Here is a 17,626-nt window from a genome sequence, read left to right as displayed (position 1 = left end):
TCCAGGCCGATCCTGGAAACGTCGCAAGTGACACCATGAAGGCGGATCGATGGACGAATCGCAATCCGGCGGACGAACCGCCCGGAACGCCGCGCGGGAGTCCCCCGTCCGGCGCGGCGCCCGTCGGCCGCGGGCCCTGCGGGGCACGCGCGAGTGGGCCGGGTGGCTGCTCGTCGCGGCCGGGGCGGTGCTGTGCGTACTGGGCTGGTACGGGGTGTCCGGCGAGCGCTTCGCCGAGCAGCAGATCCCCTACCTGGCGTCGTCCACGATCCCCGGCGCGGCGCTCATCGTGGCGGGCGCCGTGCTGGTCGCGCTGCGGCCGCCGCCCCCGTCCGGGCGCGGCGACCCGACCGATCTCCGGGTGGAGCGGCTGTACGCGCTCCTGGTCGAGCCGGACGAGCCGATGGATCCGGATAAACCGGATGAGCCGGACGAGCCGGGGGCTGCCGGGGAACCGTCGTTCTCCCCGGAGTCCGAGAGCTGCGGGTGGCTCGCCGTGCCCGGCGGCACGCACTACCACCGGCCGGACTGTCCGCTCGTCGCCGGGAAGGACACGGCCGTGCGGGTGGGCCCGGAGGCTGTCCGGACCCGGGGCCTGACGGCCTGTCCGGTCTGCGAGCCGCCCACCACGCCGGACGGGGACCCCGGGGCACCCGACGGCCCCGCCGCCACCACCCGTCCGGGCGAGTCCGCCCCGCCCGCCGGCTGAGCCCCGATGGCCGCCTCCGGCTCGCTCGGCCTCACCGTCGACCTCGCCCTCGCCGGGCTCACCGCCGGCAGCGCCGCCGCGCTCAGCGGCATCGGCCTGGTGGTGTGCCACCGCGCCACCGGCGTGCTCAACATCGCGCAGGGCGCGCAGGCGATGGCCGTCGCCTACCTGCTGCGCGACCTCGTCGTGGTGCGGCACTGGCCGGTGTGGCCCGCCATCGCGTTCTGCCTGCTGCTCGTCGCCCCCGCGCTCGGCGTGCTGCTGGACGTCCTCGTCTACCGCCCCCTGCAACGGCGCGGCGCCGGACCGGCCGACACGATGGTCGCCGGGCTCGGCGTGTTCGTGCTGCTCATCGGTGCCGTCGTGCTGCTGTGGGGCGCCGCGCCGCTGGCCGGGGCACCCTCGCCGTTCGGCGGCGCGCCGATCCGGCTGCCCGGCGGGCACGCGTTGCGGCCCGACACCGTCGCCCAGCTCGCCGCGATCCTCGTGCTCGCGCTCACCGTCGCCGCCACCACCCGCTGGACCCGCTTCGGCCTGCACCTGCGCGCCGTCGTCGACGACCGCCGCCTCGCCGGCCTCGCCGGGGTGGACGCCGACCGGGTCTCGGCCGCCGGGTGGGCGTTCGGCTCGTTCACCGCCGGACTGGTCGGCATCGCCCTCGCGCCGTACCTGCTGCTCGACCCGTACGGGCTGCCGCTGCTGGTCATGGAGACCATGGCGGTCGCCGTCGCGGCCCGGCTGCGCAGCATCCCGGTCGCCGTCGCCACCGGGCTCGGCCTCGGCGTCGCCCAGGCCGAGCTCACCCGGCTGCGCCCGGCGGGGCAGTTGCTGCCGCTGGTGGAGGCGGTGCAGTCGAACCTGTTCGTGATCGCCCTGCTCGCCACCGCGCTGCTCGCCGGACCGCGCATCTCCGGCGAACGGGCCGGCTCTCCCGCGTTCTCGGGGCCCGGGGCCGCGGATGGCGGGCGCGGTGCGGCGGCGGTGTGCCTCGTGCTGCTCCTGCTGCCGCTCGGTTTCCGGGGCAACGACCTGCGCAGCGCGCTGCTCGTACCGGCGCTCGCCCTCGTGCTGCTGTCGATCGTCGTGGTCACCGGGTACGGCGGGCAGATCTCGCTCGGCCAGGCGGGGTACGCGGGGATGGGCGCGCTCGGGACGGCGCTGCTGATGTCGGGCCGGGTGCCCGGGCTCCCGCCGCTGCCGGCCGCGCCCGCGCTGCTGCTCGCCGTGCTCGCGACCGCGCCGCTCGGGCTGCTCACCGGCTGGCCGGCGATCCGGCGGCGCGGGCTGGCGCTCGCGCTGGTCACGTTCGCGGTCGGGACGGCGATGAGCCGGTTCGTCTTCCAGCAGCCGTACGCGACCACCGGGCTCACCCTCGACCGGCCGTCCTTCCTGGCCGGGGACCGCGCCTTCTACGTCGCCGAGCTCCTGCTGCTGGGGCTCGGGGCGGCGGTCGTGCGCGGCCTCCACCGGGGGCGCCTCGGGCGGGCGCTGACCGCGATGCGCGACCACGAGGCCGGCGCCGTCGCGGCGGGGGTGGACGTGCCCGGGCTGAAGCTGCTCGCCTTCGTGGCGGGCGCGGCGCTCGCGGCGCTGGGCGGCGGGCTGATGGGGCTCGCGGGGCGGGCCTTCGACGCGGCGTCGTTCGACCCGGTGCGTGGGCTGCTGTGGTTCGCGGCGGTGGTGGTCGCGGGGGCGGACAGCGCGCTGGGGGCCGTCCTGGCCGCTGCCCTGCTGATCGGCCTCGACGCGGGCACGGTCGCGGGCGTCTCGGCGGTGGCGGTGGGCGTCCTCGCCGCCGCCATCGGACGGCTCCCCGGCGGGCTGGCGGCCCTGCCCGGCCGCAGGTCCGCGCAGGCGCCGCCACCACTACCGCCCGGGCGCCTCACCCCGGCGGGCCGGCGGGTGCGGGCGACGATCGCGGCGCGGATCGCGCGGGAGGAGGAGCGGTGAGCGCGGGCACGGCGGTGTGCGGGCGGGCCGCGAGCGAGGCTTCACAGGAGACAGCTGACAACTTTCAGATAACAGATTTTGAAATCTGTCATCTGAAAGTTGTCAGCTGTCACTCCGCCGCGGAGCACCCATGACCGCCCGCCTCACCGCCCGCGGCATCGTGCGCCGCTACGGCGGGATCGAGGCCGTCGGCGGCGTCGACCTCGTCGCGCCCGCCGGGCGGATCACCGCGCTGATCGGGCCGAACGGAGCCGGGAAGAGCACGCTGTTCGACTGCCTGGCCGGGACGGTCCGGCCGGACGCCGGGCGGGTGCTGCTCGGCGGACGGGACGTCACACGGGTCGCGGCGCACGCACGGGTGCGGCTGGGGCTCGCCCGCACCTTCCAGCAGATCGCCGTCTTCCCCACCCTGTCCGTCGCCGACAACGTCCGCGTGGGCGCCGAGCAGCGACCCGACCGGGCGGACGTCCCGGGGCGCACGGAGCGGGCACTCGCGCTGTTCGGGCTGCGGGACGTGGCCGGCGAGTCGGCCGGGGCGCAGCCGACCGGGGTGCTGCGCTTGGTGGAGCTGGCCCGGGCGCTGGCGGGCGAGCCGCGGGTGCTGCTGCTGGACGAGCCCGCGGCGGGGCTGGATTCGGCCCAGACGGCCAGGCTGGTGGCGGTGCTGCGGGGACTCGCGGGGCGCGGGATGGCACTGCTGCTGGTCGAGCACGACGCCGGGCTGGTCGCCGAACTCGCCGACACCGTCTACGCGATGGCGGACGGCCGGGTGGTGGCGGCCGGTCCCGCGCCGGCGGTGCTGGCGGATCCGCGGGTGGCCCGGGCGTGGGGCGGGGTGGCGTGATGCCCGTGGAGATCGCGTTGCGCTCGGCGCGGGTCCGGTACGGTCCGCTCGAAGCGCTGCACGGGGTGGACCTGGCGTTCCCGTCCGGGCTGGTGAGCGTCCTGCTGGGGCCGAACGGCGCCGGGCGGACGAGCGCGCTGCACGCCCTGGCCGGGCTCGTCCGGCTGTCCGAGGGCCGGGTCGTCTGGCGGGGCCGGGACGTCACCGGACTGTCGGTGCGCCGGCGGGTGCGGACGGGGCTCGCACTGGTGCCGGCGGAGCGGGCGGTGTTCGCGTCGCTGACGGTGGCCGAGCACCTCCAACTCGCCGGCCCGGGCGGCGAGTCGGCCCTCCGCCTGTTTCCCGAGCTGGCCGCGCTGCTACCCCGCCGGGCGGGCACGCTCTCCGGCGGGCAGCAGCAACTCGTGGCCCTCGCCCGGGCTTTGGCCACCGAGCCCGAGGTGCTGCTGCTCGACGAGCCCGAGCGCGGCCTGGCCCCGGCCGTCGTCGCCCGCCTGCACGCCCACCTGCTCGCCGCCGGCACGACGGTGATCCTGAGCGCGCAGGAACTCCCCCGCACCCTGGCGGGCGCGGCCGTCGTACACGTGCTGCACCGCGGCGAGGTCGTGTTCTCCGGCGAGCCGGGCGAACTCGCCGCCACCGGGCCGACCGCTACTGCGCCAAGTACCCGCCGTCCACCGGCAGGACGGCTCCCGTGATGAACGACGCCTCGTCGGAGGCCAGGAACAGCACGGCCGACGCGACCTCCGCCGGGGAGCCGAGCCGGCCCATCGGGTGGAGCTTCTCGATCGCGGTGAGGTACTCGGGCCCGCCGGGTTCGTCGCGCAGCCGGACGACGCGTTCGGTGGTGATGGTGCCGGGGGCGACGGCGTTGACGCGGATGCCGCGGTCGGCCCACTCGACGGCGAGGTGCTTGGTGAGGCCGGAGGCGACGAACTTGGCCGGGCCGTAGACCGCCTGGCCGCGCTGGCCGGCCTCGCCGGAGATGGAGGAGATGCAGACGACCGAGCCGCCGGGCCGCTCCTGGGCGGTCATCGCGGCGATCGCGTACTTGCAGGTGAGGAACATGCCGCGGCCGTCGATGGCCATGACGTGGTCCCAGTCCTCGGCGGTGGCCTCGGTGATCTCCATGAGCGGGAGCACACCGGCGTTGGCGACCAGGACGTCGAGCCGGCCGTTGCGCTCGACGGCGGCGTCGATCATCCGGCGCGCGTCCTCGTCGCGGGCGACGTCGCCGACCACCGTGCCGATCTCGTACGGGAGTTGGTCGGCGAGGCGGGCCAGACCGACGGCGTCGACGTCGGTCGCGATCACCGCCGCACCCTCGCGGGCGAAGCGTTCGGCGACGGCCCGGCCGATGCCGCTCGCCGCGCCCGTCACCACGCAGGACCTGCCCGCGAGCCGTCCGACCCCGCCACCTGTTGCGTTCGCAGTCACCATGACGCCGGACTCTATCGACGAATGGTCAGGACGGCGTGGACGGCGCCGGATTGGCCTGCTCCGCGAACAGCGAACGGCTCCCGGCGGCTTCGGCGGTCAGCGGACGGCGAACGGCGAACAACTTTCAGATAACAGATTTCAAAATCTGTTATCTGAAAGTTGTCAGCTGTCATCCGTGCGCCCCTCACACCGTGAGCACGATCTTCCCCCGCAGGTGCCCGTGCTCGCTCACCCGGTGCGCCTCCGCCGCCTCGGCGAGCGGGAGCACCCGGTGCAGCGGCAGCCGCAGGTCCCCCGCCGCGTGCAGCGCGAGCGCGGCCTCGAACGCGCGGCCGTAGTAGGGCTCGACGCCCTCGGCACCGCCGGTGAAGCGCACCCCGTGTTCCGCGGCGCCCACGAAGTCGGCGATCGTCAGCACCCGGTCGGCGCCGCCCGCCAGTTCGATCGAGAGCGGCAAAACCCCGCCGACCCCGGCCGCGTCCAGCACCTTGTCCACGCCGCCCGGTGCGGCGGCCCGCACGCGCTCGGCCAGCCCGTCGCCGTACGCCACCGGAATGGCGCCCAGCTCGCGCAGGTGGGCATGGTTGGCCTCGCTCGCGGTGCCGACGACCGTGATCCCGCGCGCCCGGGCGAACTGCAGCAGCACGGTGCCGACCCCGCCGGCCGCGCCGTGCACCAGCAGCGTCTCGCCGGGCCGGACGTCGAGTATGGCCAGCACCCGCTCGGCGGTCTCCGCCGCGACCGGGATCGCCGCGGCCTCCTCCCAGCCCAGCGCGGCGGGCTTGCGGGCCAACTGGGCGGCGGGCACGATCACGTGCTCGGCGTGCGCGCCGCCCATCACCGCGCCGAACACCTCGTCACCGGTCGCCCACGCGGTGACGTCCGCACCGACGGCCCGGACCACGCCGGACAGTTCGAAGCCGGCGACGAAGGGAAGGGCGACGGGGAAGACGTCCGCCATCAGGCCGGCCCGGATCTTGTGGTCCAGCGGGTTGACGCCCGCCGCGCGGACCTCGACCAGGACCTCGCCGGCACCCGGGGCGGGCAGGTCGAGGTCGATGGGGCGCAGCACGTCCGCGCCGCCGTACTCGGAGAAAGCGATCGCCTTGGTCATGGGAAAGTCCTTGCCGTGTCGAGGAGTTCGTGGACCCCGTGTTCTCGTACGGCTCCATCCTCGGCGCCCGGCCGGCTTCTCCCGGCCGTCCTTTCGGACGGTTCCACCCCTCCCAATGGCCAGGTCGGCCGGCCGCCCCCGGGGCTAGGCTGGACGGCATGACCGGACTGAGCGCGGACGTGGACTGGCAGAGCATGTGGGGACGTCCGGAGGACGCGCTCGCGCGGGCCGTCGAGGTGCTGCGCGCGCCCCGGCCGACGTTGCTGGTCCGCCTCTCCGAGGTGCTCGGCACGCTCGTGCCGCACGTGGCGGTCGCCCAGCTCAGCGGCATCTGCACGTACTCCCCCGCGAACGCGCTCGGCCTGCCGGAGGTCGCCGGGGAGGTCGTCAGCCTGGAGCTGGCCCGGCTCGCCGAGGCCACCGCCGACGCGACCGCGCAGGGCCGGCCGTGGCAGGGCGAGGCCCTGCTCGCGGGCCGCACCCGGCCCGTCGTGGTGGCCTCGGCGACGCCGGGCACCGGGAGCGCACCGGAAACAGGCAGCACGCCGGACACCGGCAACGCGCCCGGCACCGGCAAGGCGCCCGACGCCGGCGGCGCCGCCCTGCTGGTGCTGGTCCGCGCGAGCGCCGAGCCGGTGCCCGACGGCGCGCTGGCCGTCCTCCAGCAGCTGTGGGAGCTGCTCGTGACGCACTCGCACCACCGCGCCACCGACGCGGGCCCCAAGCACGCGGCGACGTCCCGGGCCTCGGCGAACGCCCGGGCCCGCGCGATCGCCGAGTTCACCGGCATGCACAGCGCCGCGCTCACCGCGATCCTCGGGCCGCTGCGCTCGCCCGCCCTGGACGACGCGACCGCGCGCCGCAGCGCCGCCGAACTGGCCGTGACGGCGCTGCTGGACCTGCGCGCGGGCGCCGAACTCGACCGGGCGCTCAGCGAGGAGCCGGCCGACACCGCGTTCGCCCGGCTGGCGGAGGAGCTCCGCCCGCTGCTGCGGCACGGCCGGGTCCGGCTGGACCTGGTGCCCCCGGCGGAGTCCGCCCGGTCCGTCCCGGCGGACACCGCGCACACCGCCCGCGACGCCGTCCGGGCGACCGTCCTCACCATGCTCGACCAGGACGGGGTGACGCGGCTGCACGTGAGCTGGACGTTCACCGGTGACGTGCTGCGGGCGGTGGTGCGGGACGACGGGCCCGGCCTGCTCGCCGCCGACGCCCTCGCCGTGCACCGCACCGCCGACCGGATCGCCGCCCTCGGCGGCCGGGCCGCCGTGGAGGCCGTGCCCGGCTGGGGCAGCACGGTGACGGTGGACCTGCCGCTCGTGGCGCCCGGACCGGCTCTCGCCGGGGATCCGCTGGACGGCCTTCAGCCGCGCGAGCTGGAGGTCCTGGACCAGGTGGCGCGCGGCCGGCGCAATCGCGAGATCGCCCGGGAGCTGCACATCAGCGAGTCGACGGTGAAGTTCCACGTCGCCAACATCCTGGCGAAGCTGGGCGTCGCCTCGCGCGGCGAGGCCGCCGCCCTCGCCCACCGCGCCGGGATGCCGGCGGCGGCGGGGCTGTACGTCGCGTCGTGACCGACGCTCAGGAGTCGTTCAGCGGTTCAGCGGGCCGCGCCCGGGACGGCGTTCCAGCCCGTGTCATTGGAGCCGGAGTCGGAGCCGGCCCCGGAACCGGAGCGGACGGCGGTTGCGGTGGCGGAGGCGGTGGCCGTGGCGGTGGCGGCGGAGACCGGACAAGGGACGTACGCAATCATGGACATCTCCCTCGATAAGGGGCCGGACAGCGACCCTGCCGACGATTAAAATCGCCAGCCTCACTCCAGCACAAGCGAAAATCCGAAGGGATGACGTGCCCGAGACAACGTGGGACCCGACCGCCCCCGGCATCCTGCGGCTCCCGTCCGGCCGCCTCCTGCGCGGCCGGGGCCTCAGCCGCCCGCTGCCGCCCGGCCCCGCCCCCGACTTCGCGCTCTACCTCCTCGGCCACCGCCCCGCCCCCGTGCCGTGGGAGGCCCGCTGGGTGCACTGGCCCGACTTCCGCCTGCCCGCCGACCGCGCCGACGCCCGCGCCGCCTTCGGCGAGGCGTGGCGGCGCTGCGCCGCCCAACGCGTCGAGATCGCCTGCCTCGGCGGCCGCGGCCGCACCGGCACGGCGCTCGCCCGCATCGCCGTCCTGGACGGCGTGCCGCCCGCCGAGGCCGTCGCCTACGTGCGGGCGCACTACAGCCCGCACGCCGTCGAGACGCCCTGGCAGAAGCGGTACGTCCGGCGGGCTCTGGAAGACTTGCCCACATGTGGCACGAACTGATCCTCGAACTGGCCCCGGGCGCCGAGCTCGGCGCCCCGGCCTCCGACGACACGCTGGCGGAGGTCGAGCGGACACTCGGGCAGCGGGTGCCGTCCGACCTCGCCGACCTGCTGCGGGAGTGCGACGGGGTCGTCCACCGCGGGCTGGACGTCGTGTGGGACGCCGCGCGGATCGCGCGCGAGAACGGCGAATTCCGGACGACCTTGGACTTCCGGCAGCTCTACATGCCGTTCGAGCCGCTGATGTTCTTCGGGGACAACGGCGGCGGCGACCAGTTCGCGTTCGTCCGCACACCCGAGCGCGATCACGACGTGTTCGTCTGGGACCACGAGACCGACAGCCGCTCGATGGTCGCCGGCAGGCTCCGCCAGTACCTCGAACGGAGCCTCACCGAAGACGGGGACTGGTACCTGTAACCACTGAACGGTCAGGTCTTGCGCAGGTCCGGGGCCGGGGCGCCGATCAGGAGGCGGCGCACGGCGTCCCACGCGGTGCGCATCGCGGCGGCGCAGGCGCGGGTGTCGTCGCCGAGCAGGCGCAGCCAGGCGCCGGAGTCGTGCGGCAGGACGCTGACGCCGTACAGCAGGCCGCGGTCGGCGAGGGCCTCGTGCAGGGTGTCGGCGACCCGGGCGGCCGGGGCGAGCGGCGTGATCGCGTACAGGCTGGCCATGACGTCGTGTCCGGCGAGCACCGCCGGGCCCGAGACGCCCCCGCCGCCCGGCTCCAGGCGGACGGTGTCCAGGGCGACCAGCGGGCCGTCCGGGCGCCGCACTTCGAGGTCGGAGGCGAACACCCGGTAGGCGTTGCGCTCGCCGCGGGCCAGGCGCCCGGCGAGGACGGTCTCGCCGGCGAGGACGGTGGCGGTGGGGTCGACGGTGAGGACCGTGCGCTGGTAGAGGCGGGAGTCGACGAAGGGGATGACGGGCTCGGGCAGGTACTCGACGTAGGCGCGGGGGCCGGCGTGCAGGTTGACGAGCTGCGTCGCGTAGTCGAACTCCATCCGGTAGACCTTGGTGGCCGCCTGGGTGGTGAGGTGCACGGCCGTGTCGGCGCCGCAGTGGAGGTCGGTGCGCAGCCGGTCGGCCTGGAGGATGCCGCCGCCGGTGGACATCAGGAGGGTGACGGCGAGGTCCGGGCGGGCGGGGTCGAAGTAGAGCGGGCGCATGATCTGCAGCGGCGACTTCTGGTAGTGGCCGGTGAGTTCGGTGCGGGCGCCGATCTTCTCGAAGGAGAGTTCCAGCAGGCCGACCTTGCCGGGGCGCCCGACCCCGAGGGTGTCGGGCGTCCCGGCGTGCCGACGGACCTCGGCCGGGACGCGGGCCGGCTCGTAGTGCCGGGGGTCGAGCCGCGGTGGCGCCACGTCCGCGGCCACGTCCGGCACGACGTTCGGCGCCACATCCGTGGCCGCATCCGTGGCCGCATCCGGCGCGACATCCGCGGCCACGTCCGGCGAGATGTCCGGGGCGGCCGTCATGCGGAGACCTTGCGGAAGGTCTCCAGGAAGGCGGCGATCTCCTCCAGTCCTTCGCCGGTCAGGCAGTTGGTGAGCACGACCGGTCCGCCCTCGCGGACGCGGTGGGCGTCGGACTCCATGACGCCGAGGTCCGCGCGGACGTACTGGGCGATGTCGATCTTGTTGATGACCAGGAGGTCGGACTCGGTGATGCCCGGTCCGCGCTTGCGGGGCATCTTCTCGCCCTCGGCGGTGTCCAGGACGAAGAGGAAGAGGTCGACGAGGACGGGGCTGAAGGTCAGGGTCAGGTTGTCGCCGCCGGACTCGTAGAGCAGGGTGTCGACGTCGGGGAAGCGTTCCAGGAGCTCGGCGCCGGCGGCGAGGTTCATCGTCGGGTCGTCCCGGACGGCGGTGTGCGGGCAGGCGCCGGTCTCGACGCCCACGACCCGCTCGGGGTCGAGCACGCCGGCCAGGGTGCGGCGCACGTGCTGGGCGTCCTCCTGGGTGTAGATGTCGTTGGTGACGACGGCCGGGCGGTGGCCGCGGGCGATCAGGACCGGGACGAGGGCCTCGATCAGCGCCGTCTTGCCGGAGCCGACGGGGCCGCCGATGCCTACGCGGAGCACGTTCTCGGTCAAGTTTCCTCCTCTGGTGCGGTGTTGCTCGTGTTTCGCGTTTCGGTGCCGCGCGAGGCGCCGTTCCCGCGGCGGGTCAGCTCATGAACAGCCGGGCCTCGGCCCGCTCGTGCCGTCCGGACATCGCGTCGGCGACCGGCACGCAGCCGCCGAGGTCGGCCAACTCCCGTGCCAGGGCGGCCCGGATGACGTCCTGGAGCACCGGCGCGACCGACCGCAGCACGACCTGCGCCTTGCGGTGGTCGGTCAGCCGCAGCCGCAGTGCGGCGCCGACGAAGCTGGTGCAGAACGCGAACAGGTCGCCGGCGAGGGCCTGTTCGGCCGGGACGCCGGCGGCGGCGTACGCGACCCCGGCGGCGACCGCCTGCGAGCCGGGGGCGCGCTTGTCGGCGACCAGTGCGGCGTACCGCTCCAGGGGTTCGCCGCCGAGCGACTCCCGGGCGATGTCCAGGAGTTGGCGTCCGGTCCGGGTGGAGGCCAGCCGCAGCTCGCGGTTGAGCTTGGTCGCGTGCAGCCGCTCGTCGACCTCGGCGAGCAGTTCCCAGTCCCCGGCCGTCGCGGCGCGGTGGGCGAGGGCGAGCGCGGTGGCGTCGCCCGGGCCCACCGAGTGGCGCAGCAGGTCGGTGAGCAGGTCCGGCATGGTGTCCGGGGTGACGGCCTTGGCCTGGGCGTAGCCCTCCAGCCCGTGGGAGAGGGTGTAGAACCCGCTGGGGAAGGCGGAGTCGGTGAGCTGGAGGCAGACGAGCAGGGCGTCCAGGCCGCCCGGGCCACCACCGCTCGGGCCACTGCCGCCCGCATCACCGCCGCCCGTCTCCCCACCGAGCTGGTCACCGCCGACCGGGCCGCTCATGCGAGGTAGAACAGGTGGTTGAGCGGGAGTTCGCGCGCGGGCTCGATGGTGGCGGGCTCACCGTCCAGGGTGACCTTGTAGGTCTCCGGGTCGACCGCGATCTTCGGCAGGGCGTCGTTGCGGACCATGTGCTGCTTGCCGACCGAGCGGCACCGCTGCACCGGCAGGACGCGGCTGTCGAGGCCGAGCCGGGCCGGGACGCCGAGGTCGACGGCGGCCTGGGACATGAAGGAGACCCGGGTGGCCTGCTTGGCGCGGCCGAGCGCGCCGTACATCGGGCGGTAGTAGACCGGTTGCGGGGTGGGCAGGGAGGCGTTGGGGTCGCCCATGAGGGCCCAGTTGATGACGCCGCCCTTGATGACCATCTTGGGCTTGGCGCCGAAGGAGTTGATCGGCCAGAGCACGATGTCGGCGAGCTTGCCCGGCTCCAGGGAGCCGATGTGGTCGGCGGTGCCGGAGGCGATGGCCGGGTTGATGGTGAGCTTGGCGAGGTAGCGCAGGACGCGGAAGTTGTCGTTGCGGTCGGTGTCGCCGGCGAGCTTGCCGCGCTGGTCCTTGCAGTGGTGGGCGGTCTGGAAGGCGCGGGTGAAGGACTCCCCGATGCGGCCCATGGCCTGCGAGTCGGAGGAGAAGATCGAGATGACGCCCTCGTCGTGCAGGACGGTCTCGGCGGCGATGGTCTCGGCGCGCACCCGGGAGTCGGCGAAGGAGACGTCCTCGGGGATGTCGTGGCTGAGGTGGTGGCAGACCATCACCATGTCGAGGAGCTCGTCGACGGAGTTGACGGTGTAGGGCAGGGTCGGGTTCGTCGAGGACGGCAGGACGTTGGCCTCGCCGGCGATCCGCATGATGTCGGGGGCGTGGCCGCCGCCGGCGCCCTCGGTGTGGAAGGTGTGGATGGTGCGGCCGTCGATCGCGGAGAGGGTGTCCTCGAAGTAGCCGCCCTCGTTGAGGGTGTCCGTGTGGATGGCGACCTGGACGTCGTACTCGTCGGCGACGCGCAGCGCCGTGTCGATCGCGGCCGGGGTGCTGCCCCAGTCCTCGTGCACCTTGAGGCCGCACACGCCCGCCTCGACCTGTTCGCGCAGGGCTCCGGGCAGCGAGCCGTTGCCCTTGCCGAGGAGGCCGACGTTGACCGGGAGGTCCTCGACGGCCTGGTACATCCGGCCGATGTTCCACGGGCCGGGCGTACAGGTGGTGCCGTTGGTGCCGTCGGAGGGGCCGGTGCCGCCGCCGATGAGGGTGGTGATGCCGTTGCTCAGCGCCTCCTGGGCCTGCTGGGGGGCGATGAAGTGGATGTGGGTGTCGATGCCGCCGGCGGTGGCGATCAGGTGCTCGCCGGAGATGACCTCCGTACCGGGGCCGATCACGAGCTTGGGGTGCACGCCGCTCTGGGTGTGCGGGTTGCCGGCCTTGCCGACGGCGGTGATGAACCCGTCCTTGACGCCGATGTCGCCCTTGACGACGCCGAGGACCGGGTCCAGGACGACGACGTTGGTGATGACCAGGTCGAGTGCGCCCTGGACGGAGGTGGCGGCCGGGTCCTGGGCCATGCCGTCGCGGATGCCCTTGCCGCCGCCGTAGACGGCCTCGTCGCCGTAGTGGCCCTGGTTGAAGTCCTTCTCGACCTCGACCACGAGGTTGGTGTCGGCGAGGTGGAAGCGGTCGCCGACGGTGGGTCCGAACAGGTCGGTGTACTGCTTGCGGGAGAGCATGGCCATCAGAGGGTGCCTTCCTTGCGGTCGTCCTTGCGGTCGTCCTTGTGGTCGTCCTTGTGGTCGAGTTCGGTGCCCTTGAAGCCGAGCGCGATCGCCCGGCCGATGGCGCGGGCGCGCGTGTCGGCGGACTTGATGCCGCCGTCGACGAGGTTGGCGAAGCCGACCAGGCGGCCGTGCCCGCCGAACTCGGCGAGCGTGACGTCCTGGGTGACGCCGGGCTCGAAGCGCACGGCGGTGCCGGCCGCGATGTCCAGGTGCTTGCCGTAGGCGGCGTTGCGGTCGAAGTCGAGGGCGCGGTTGGCCTCGAAGAAGTGGTAGTGGGAACCGACCTGGATCGCCCGGTCGCCCGTGTTGCTGACCGTGACGGTGACCGTGGCGCGGCCGGCGTTGATCTCCACCGGGTCGTCGCCGTACAGGTACGTGGCGCCACCAGACATGGCTGGCCCTTCCTCTCCCTCGGTTCAGTGGGTTCGTTCAGTGATGCGTGTGGACGTGCGTGTGGCTGTGCGCGGAAGCGTGGCTGTGCCCAGCACCTTGACCCTGCCCAGGACCGTGACCGTGGCCCGCGCCCGGCCCGTGGCTGTGGGCGTAGCCGTGCCCGTGCTCCGCGTCGAGTCCGGCCGCGACGCCGTCCTCGCCGTGGCCGAGCAGGTGCAGGGCCGCCGCCGTGCGGGCCGCGACCACCCCCGCGATCGCGGCGGGGCGCAGCAGCGGTCCGCCGTCGCGGACGCCGGCCGGTGCCGGCGGCGCGACCGCCCGCCCGAAGGAGGCCGGGACGGCGGTGACCGTGCGGGCGCCGAGGAGGCGGCAGCGTTCGGCGCCGTCGGCGGGGTCGGGGTCGCCGCCCGCGAGGGCCACCTCGACCAGGCGGTGGTGCCCGTACTGGCGGACGAGCCGGGCGATCCGGAAGAGCTCGGCGTCCTCGAACGGTCCGGCCGCCGGCGCGGTGACCAGGATCGCGCCGTCCGGGTCGGGATCGGTGCCGGCCGCGGCGCGCAGCCAGCCGACGAGGTGTTCGGCGGCGCCGAACGGCGCGGTGAGGGCGAGCCGGCCGCGGGCCTCGCCGGCGGCGAGCCAGTGCAGGGCGCGGGCGCTGTCGGCGACGAGCTTCGGGTCGCGGCCGAGCGTCATGGGGACGACGCACACCGGTCCGCCGGTGGCGGCGAGCGCCGAGCGGACGGCCGCGGCGAGGTCGCGTCCCGGGGCGGCCGCCGCGTGGATCGCGGGCCCGCGCTCCACCAGGGGGGCGAGGTCGCGGGCGTGGCCGCTCTCGTGGCCGCCGGCCAGCACCACGGTGGCGGCCCGGCGGTCGGCGGTCACTCAGGCACCGACCGGGTCGTGGCAGGAGACGAGCTTGGTGCCGTCGAGGAAGGCGGCCTCGACCTGGAGCAGCGGGAGCATCTCGCGCACACCGGGCATGACGTCGGCGCTGCCGATGACCTGCTTGCCGATCTCCATGCACTCGGCGACGGTGCGCCCGTCCCGGGCGCCCTCCATGATGGCCTCGCTGATCAGTGCGCAGGCCTCGCTGTAATTCAGCTTCACGCCGCGGTCGCGGCGTTTGCGGGCCAGATCGGCCACGACGTAGATGTACAGCTTGTCCATCTCGCGCGGGGACAGGTTCACGGGGATCACGCTTCCTTTCCGGCATTTCGAAGAGGCTTCGAAGAAACGCGGGGGAGTTCGGGGAATGGGACGGACCCTCAGATTCGGCGCAGCCGCGGAACGGCCGGCACCGCCGCGAGGAACAGCACTGTGGTAACGACGAACGGCCATGTGAAGGCATGGCTGCCGAAGGGGGCGGCGACGGCGTCGATCGCCGGGGTCAGCACGGTCGCGGCGACCGCGCCGAGCAGCGCGTAGGCCGCGCTCCACGCTCCGGGGGCGACGAACACCCCGCAGAGGGCCATCGCCACCAGCACGCCGTTGTAGCCCAGCAGCCCCTCGCCGACGGCTTCGGCCGGGGCGCCGAGGGCCCAGGCGGTGACCAGCGAGGTGGCGCTGCCCGCGCAGGCCGTGAGGGCGGCGAGGCGGCTGGCCGCGAGGAGCCCGGCGAGGAACAGCAGGCCGACGTACCACTGGGACATGAAGAAGATCTGGCCGATGTTGGCGAAGAAGCCGTGCCACAGCTGGTCCCAGGTCGGCCCGGTGGGGCCGGTGGCGGGCAGGGGCAGGGCGGCCGGGGTGGGGGCGCCGTGCCACAGCTGACGGAAGCCCGGCGCCGCCGCCGTGGTCGCGGTGGCGACGAGGCAGAACGGCTCGGTGAGCACGGGCAGCCGCCGGGCGGCGAGCAGGGTGGTGAGGCCCGCGGTGAGGACGACGGAGACGACGGCGCCGAGCACCGCGACGACGAGGGTCGCCGGGTGTCCGGGATCGAGGAAGACCGCGCAGCTCAGGGCCACGAGGCAGCCGTTGTAGCCGTGCAGCCCCGCTCCCACGGCTGCGGGTGCCAGCTGCAATCCGTACGCGGTGCCGGTGCCGACGACGCTGCCGAGCAGGCCGTAGACGCCGTACTGCCAGCCGGCGGCGAAGAGTGCGGCCACGAAGAAGAGGCCGCACACGGCCGACGGCAGGAAATCCACCTGGGCGATTCCGCGCAGGACTTCGATCCCCAGCCTGAGGGATATCGGGCGAGTGGCCGCCGGAGCCGCCGGTTCGTCCTTTTCCTGAGCCATTCGTCGCACCAATTCCCGCTACGGCTTTCCACCGCAAGGCGAAGTTCCCCGCGAAGCTGTTCGACGTGCCCTTACGAACGACTCGCGATTCCGTCGGAACCGTACTCCTGCGGATCGCCGACATGCTCGCACACACCAGGTTACGGGCGAATGACAATTGGTGATCAACCCGCCCCTGAGCTGCAACAATCTGTTGAATCTGCAGGTCGAAGGCCCCCCTGAAGACGTCCATTCTTTGCGAAGTTTTACTCATGGCTGCCGCGACGGAGAAGGTGGCCAGGCCGATGAATTCCACCCGAATCAACTCCTGACCGGCAATTCGGACACCCTGCGCCGCGAACCGGCGGCCCGAAAACGCCCGCCGTCCCGGGTAAGCGGTTCCGCCCCCGGGTGGGCTCCGGGAGGGTGAGGAGGTGCTCATGGGAGAACCGAAGAACGACCGGGACGACGGGTTCCGGGCCTTCATCGTCGCGGCCTGGCCACGGCTGCTGCGGACGGCCTACCTGCTGGCCGGCGAGCAGTACGCCGCCGAGGACCTGGTGCAGTCCGCCGCCGAGCAGGCCTGCGCGTCCTGGCACAGGGTGCGCCGCGCCGACGACGCGTACGCCTACGTCCGCCGGATCCTGGTCAACCGGCACGCCCGCCACCACCGGCGCCGGCCGCCCGAGCTGCTGGTCGACGCCGTGCCGGACGCGCCCGGCACGGAGGACGGCTACCGCCGCTCCGACCAGCGCTCGGCGCTGCTGACCGCCCTGGCCACGCTGCCGCCCCGGCAGCGGGAGGCCGTGGTGCTGCGGCACTGGGAGGACCTGAGCGACAGCCAGGCCGCCGCGGCGATGGGCTGCTCGACGGGAGCCGTGCGCAGCCACGCGGCGAAGGGGATAGCGAAGCTGCGGCAGACCGCGGCGCTGAGGGAACTCACCGACATGACGCACAACGGAGGCCAGGCATGACCGGCAACGAGGGCTTTGAGGGCAACGGCGGCGACGAGCAGGACCTGTGGGTCGGACTCGAACTGGCCGACGCGGCGGCCGGGGCCGCGGTCGGCCCGGTGCCGGTGGACCGGATCGTGGCGGGCGGGCGCCGCATCCGGCGCCGCCGCCGGGCGGTCGTGGGCGCGGTCGCGCTGACCGCGGTGGTGGTCCTGGGCGGCGGCGCGTTCGCGGGCCTGGGCGGGCGGACGGCGGGCGGCACGACGATCGGCGCGGCCGGCGGCGCACCGCTGTCCGCACCGACACCCGCGGCGACGTCCGGCTCCACGCCCTCCGTGTCGACGGCGGCGCGGGATCCCCTGAGCCCCCTCCGCGTCGTGCTCGCGGAGGGCACCGCCAACGGCAAGGAGTGGAAGGTGTGGGCGGCGCTGTGGACGCTCGCGCCGAAGGAGGAGGCGTTCCGGCAGGCGCAGGCCATCGCCGCGGAGCGGCGCGCGGTCGACCCCGAGGTGCCGGAGCCGACGGAGGCGTACGTCCGGCAGTACTGGCAGCCCCACGACGACGTCGTGAACCTCTACTTCACGCTCGGCGGCGTCCGGCTGCCGCACGACCAGGAGTTCACCACGCGCTCCGCCACCCAGGCCCCGCCCCCCGGAGGCGAGGCGCTCACCGGCACCAGCCTCGGCCACTGGGGCAAGGACGACACCGCGGCACCGGCGGACGTGGCGGTGGTCTCGGTCGCCCCCGACGTCGCCAGGGTCGCGGTGACCTGGGCGGACGGCACGACCACGGAGCCGCCGCTGGTCACCGTCGCGGACTCGCCGATCCGCTGGGTCGCGGTGCCCCGCAAGGCCGGTACCCGGGCCGAGACCTGGCGGGAGTTCGGCCGCGACGGCGCCGAGCTCCCGAACCGCGAGCTCGGCTTCCTGAAGTGACGGCGGGCTTCCCTGCGTGAGCCGAAGGACACGCCCCGGCGCCGGCGTCGTCCGGTCCGCGGCG

General features: G+C 74.4%; 20 protein-coding genes. 9 read left to right on the top strand and 11 right to left on the bottom strand.

The features are described from left to right. The first annotated feature begins 49 nt into the window (after positions 1-49). The 4 genes from ACFVU9_RS03450 to ACFVU9_RS03435 all read left to right on the top strand — a co-directional run bounded on the left by ACFVU9_RS03450 (position 50) and on the right by ACFVU9_RS03435 (position 4,201). Complete coding sequence (locus ACFVU9_RS03450; protein WP_387589436.1) at positions 50-709, top strand: hypothetical protein; 660 nt, start codon at positions 50-52, stop codon at positions 707-709. A gap of 6 nt (positions 710-715) precedes the next feature. Then, positions 716-2,659: an ABC transporter permease gene (locus ACFVU9_RS03445; RefSeq protein ID WP_387589433.1), complete on the top strand. Its 1,944-nt coding sequence runs from the start codon at positions 716-718 to the stop codon at positions 2,657-2,659. A 130-nt stretch (positions 2,660-2,789) separates the two neighbouring features. Next, complete coding sequence (locus tag ACFVU9_RS03440; protein WP_387589430.1) at positions 2,790-3,503, top strand: ABC transporter ATP-binding protein; 714 nt, start codon at positions 2,790-2,792, stop codon at positions 3,501-3,503. Continuing rightward, positions 3,503-4,201 carry an ABC transporter ATP-binding protein gene (locus ACFVU9_RS03435; RefSeq protein WP_387589427.1) on the top strand — a complete coding sequence of 233 codons (699 nt, stop codon included), beginning with the start codon at positions 3,503-3,505 and terminating at the stop codon, positions 4,199-4,201. Before ACFVU9_RS03440 ends, ACFVU9_RS03435 begins: the two co-directional genes overlap by 1 nt. Here the strand turns inward: ACFVU9_RS03435 and ACFVU9_RS03430 are convergent. Both ACFVU9_RS03430 and ACFVU9_RS03425 read right to left on the bottom strand, forming a co-directional pair. After that, positions 4,155-4,943: an SDR family NAD(P)-dependent oxidoreductase gene (locus tag ACFVU9_RS03430; protein WP_387589425.1), complete on the bottom strand. Its 789-nt coding sequence runs from the start codon at positions 4,941-4,943 to the stop codon at positions 4,155-4,157. The genes ACFVU9_RS03435 and ACFVU9_RS03430 overlap by 47 nt on opposite strands. A gap of 184 nt (positions 4,944-5,127) precedes the next feature. Beyond that, positions 5,128-6,057, bottom strand: a complete 930-nt coding sequence (locus tag ACFVU9_RS03425; protein WP_387589422.1) for an NADP-dependent oxidoreductase — start codon at positions 6,055-6,057, stop codon at positions 5,128-5,130. A gap of 158 nt (positions 6,058-6,215) precedes the next feature. Between ACFVU9_RS03425 and ACFVU9_RS03420 the strand changes: the two genes are divergently transcribed. Further along, on the top strand, positions 6,216-7,631 hold the full coding sequence (locus ACFVU9_RS03420) for a LuxR C-terminal-related transcriptional regulator (protein ID WP_380436100.1): 1,416 nt from the start codon (positions 6,216-6,218) through the stop codon (positions 7,629-7,631). A gap of 26 nt (positions 7,632-7,657) precedes the next feature. Here the strand turns inward: ACFVU9_RS03420 and ACFVU9_RS03415 are convergent, their stop codons facing one another. Then, complete coding sequence (locus ACFVU9_RS03415; protein ID WP_387589419.1) at positions 7,658-7,810, bottom strand: hypothetical protein; 153 nt, start codon at positions 7,808-7,810, stop codon at positions 7,658-7,660. Between the two features lie 95 nt (positions 7,811-7,905). On the opposite strand from ACFVU9_RS03415, the gene ACFVU9_RS03410 reads away from it, so the two are divergent. Continuing rightward, positions 7,906-8,364 (top strand): protein phosphatase, encoded by a 459-nt coding sequence (locus ACFVU9_RS03410; RefSeq protein WP_387589417.1) that lies wholly within the window; start codon positions 7,906-7,908, stop codon positions 8,362-8,364. Then, complete coding sequence (locus ACFVU9_RS03405) at positions 8,349-8,780, top strand: SMI1/KNR4 family protein (protein ID WP_387589414.1); 432 nt, start codon at positions 8,349-8,351, stop codon at positions 8,778-8,780. Before ACFVU9_RS03410 ends, ACFVU9_RS03405 begins: the two co-directional genes overlap by 16 nt. An 11-nt stretch (positions 8,781-8,791) precedes the next feature. On the opposite strand, the gene ACFVU9_RS03400 is transcribed toward ACFVU9_RS03405, so the two are convergent. From ACFVU9_RS03400 to ACFVU9_RS03365, 8 genes are all read right to left on the bottom strand, one after another. Then, entirely contained in the window at positions 8,792-9,838 is a 1,047-nt protein-coding gene (locus tag ACFVU9_RS03400) for an urease accessory protein UreD (RefSeq protein ID WP_387589411.1), read from the bottom strand. Then, positions 9,835-10,455 carry an urease accessory protein UreG gene (gene ureG, locus ACFVU9_RS03395; RefSeq protein WP_380436091.1) on the bottom strand — a complete coding sequence of 207 codons (621 nt, stop codon included), beginning with the start codon at positions 10,453-10,455 and terminating at the stop codon, positions 9,835-9,837. Before ureG ends, ACFVU9_RS03400 begins: the two co-directional genes overlap by 4 nt. 73 nt (positions 10,456-10,528) lie before the next feature. Further along, the gene (locus tag ACFVU9_RS03390) at positions 10,529-11,302 is read right to left on the bottom strand and encodes an urease accessory protein UreF (RefSeq protein ID WP_387589408.1); all 774 of its coding nucleotides are present in this window, start codon (positions 11,300-11,302) and stop codon (positions 10,529-10,531) included. Beyond that, positions 11,299-13,023: an urease subunit alpha gene (gene ureC / locus ACFVU9_RS03385; protein WP_380496177.1), complete on the bottom strand. Its 1,725-nt coding sequence runs from the start codon at positions 13,021-13,023 to the stop codon at positions 11,299-11,301. The genes ACFVU9_RS03390 and ureC overlap by 4 nt, the downstream gene beginning before the upstream one ends. Further along, the gene (locus ACFVU9_RS03380) at positions 13,023-13,457 is read right to left on the bottom strand and encodes an urease subunit beta (protein ID WP_387589405.1); all 435 of its coding nucleotides are present in this window, start codon (positions 13,455-13,457) and stop codon (positions 13,023-13,025) included. Before ACFVU9_RS03380 ends, ureC begins: the two co-directional genes overlap by 1 nt. Before the next feature lie 37 nt (positions 13,458-13,494). Further along, a complete protein-coding gene (locus tag ACFVU9_RS03375; RefSeq protein WP_387589402.1) occupies positions 13,495-14,340 on the bottom strand; it encodes a cobalamin biosynthesis protein CbiX in 846 nt (281 codons plus the stop codon). Continuing rightward, on the bottom strand, positions 14,341-14,646 hold the full coding sequence (locus ACFVU9_RS03370) for an urease subunit gamma (protein WP_380436081.1): 306 nt from the start codon (positions 14,644-14,646) through the stop codon (positions 14,341-14,343). A gap of 77 nt (positions 14,647-14,723) precedes the next feature. Continuing rightward, positions 14,724-15,695 carry an urea transporter gene (locus ACFVU9_RS03365; protein WP_380436079.1) on the bottom strand — a complete coding sequence of 324 codons (972 nt, stop codon included), beginning with the start codon at positions 15,693-15,695 and terminating at the stop codon, positions 14,724-14,726. A 419-nt stretch (positions 15,696-16,114) separates the two neighbouring features. Between ACFVU9_RS03365 and ACFVU9_RS03360 the strand changes: the two genes are divergently transcribed. Together ACFVU9_RS03360 and ACFVU9_RS03355 are read left to right on the top strand one after the other, a co-directional pair. After that, on the top strand, positions 16,115-16,648 hold the full coding sequence (locus tag ACFVU9_RS03360; RefSeq protein ID WP_387589398.1) for a SigE family RNA polymerase sigma factor: 534 nt from the start codon (positions 16,115-16,117) through the stop codon (positions 16,646-16,648). Next, on the top strand, positions 16,645-17,562 hold the full coding sequence (locus tag ACFVU9_RS03355; RefSeq protein WP_387589396.1) for a hypothetical protein: 918 nt from the start codon (positions 16,645-16,647) through the stop codon (positions 17,560-17,562). Before ACFVU9_RS03360 ends, ACFVU9_RS03355 begins: the two co-directional genes overlap by 4 nt. The last annotated feature ends 64 nt before the right edge of the window (positions 17,563-17,626 follow it).

Origin of the sequence: Kitasatospora sp. NPDC057936, assembly GCF_042887525.1 — a bacterium.
Classification (GTDB): domain Bacteria; phylum Actinomycetota; class Actinomycetes; order Streptomycetales; family Streptomycetaceae; genus Kitasatospora.
Note: the sequence above shows the minus strand (reverse complement) of the source record. Positions and strands in the feature narration are given on the sequence as shown.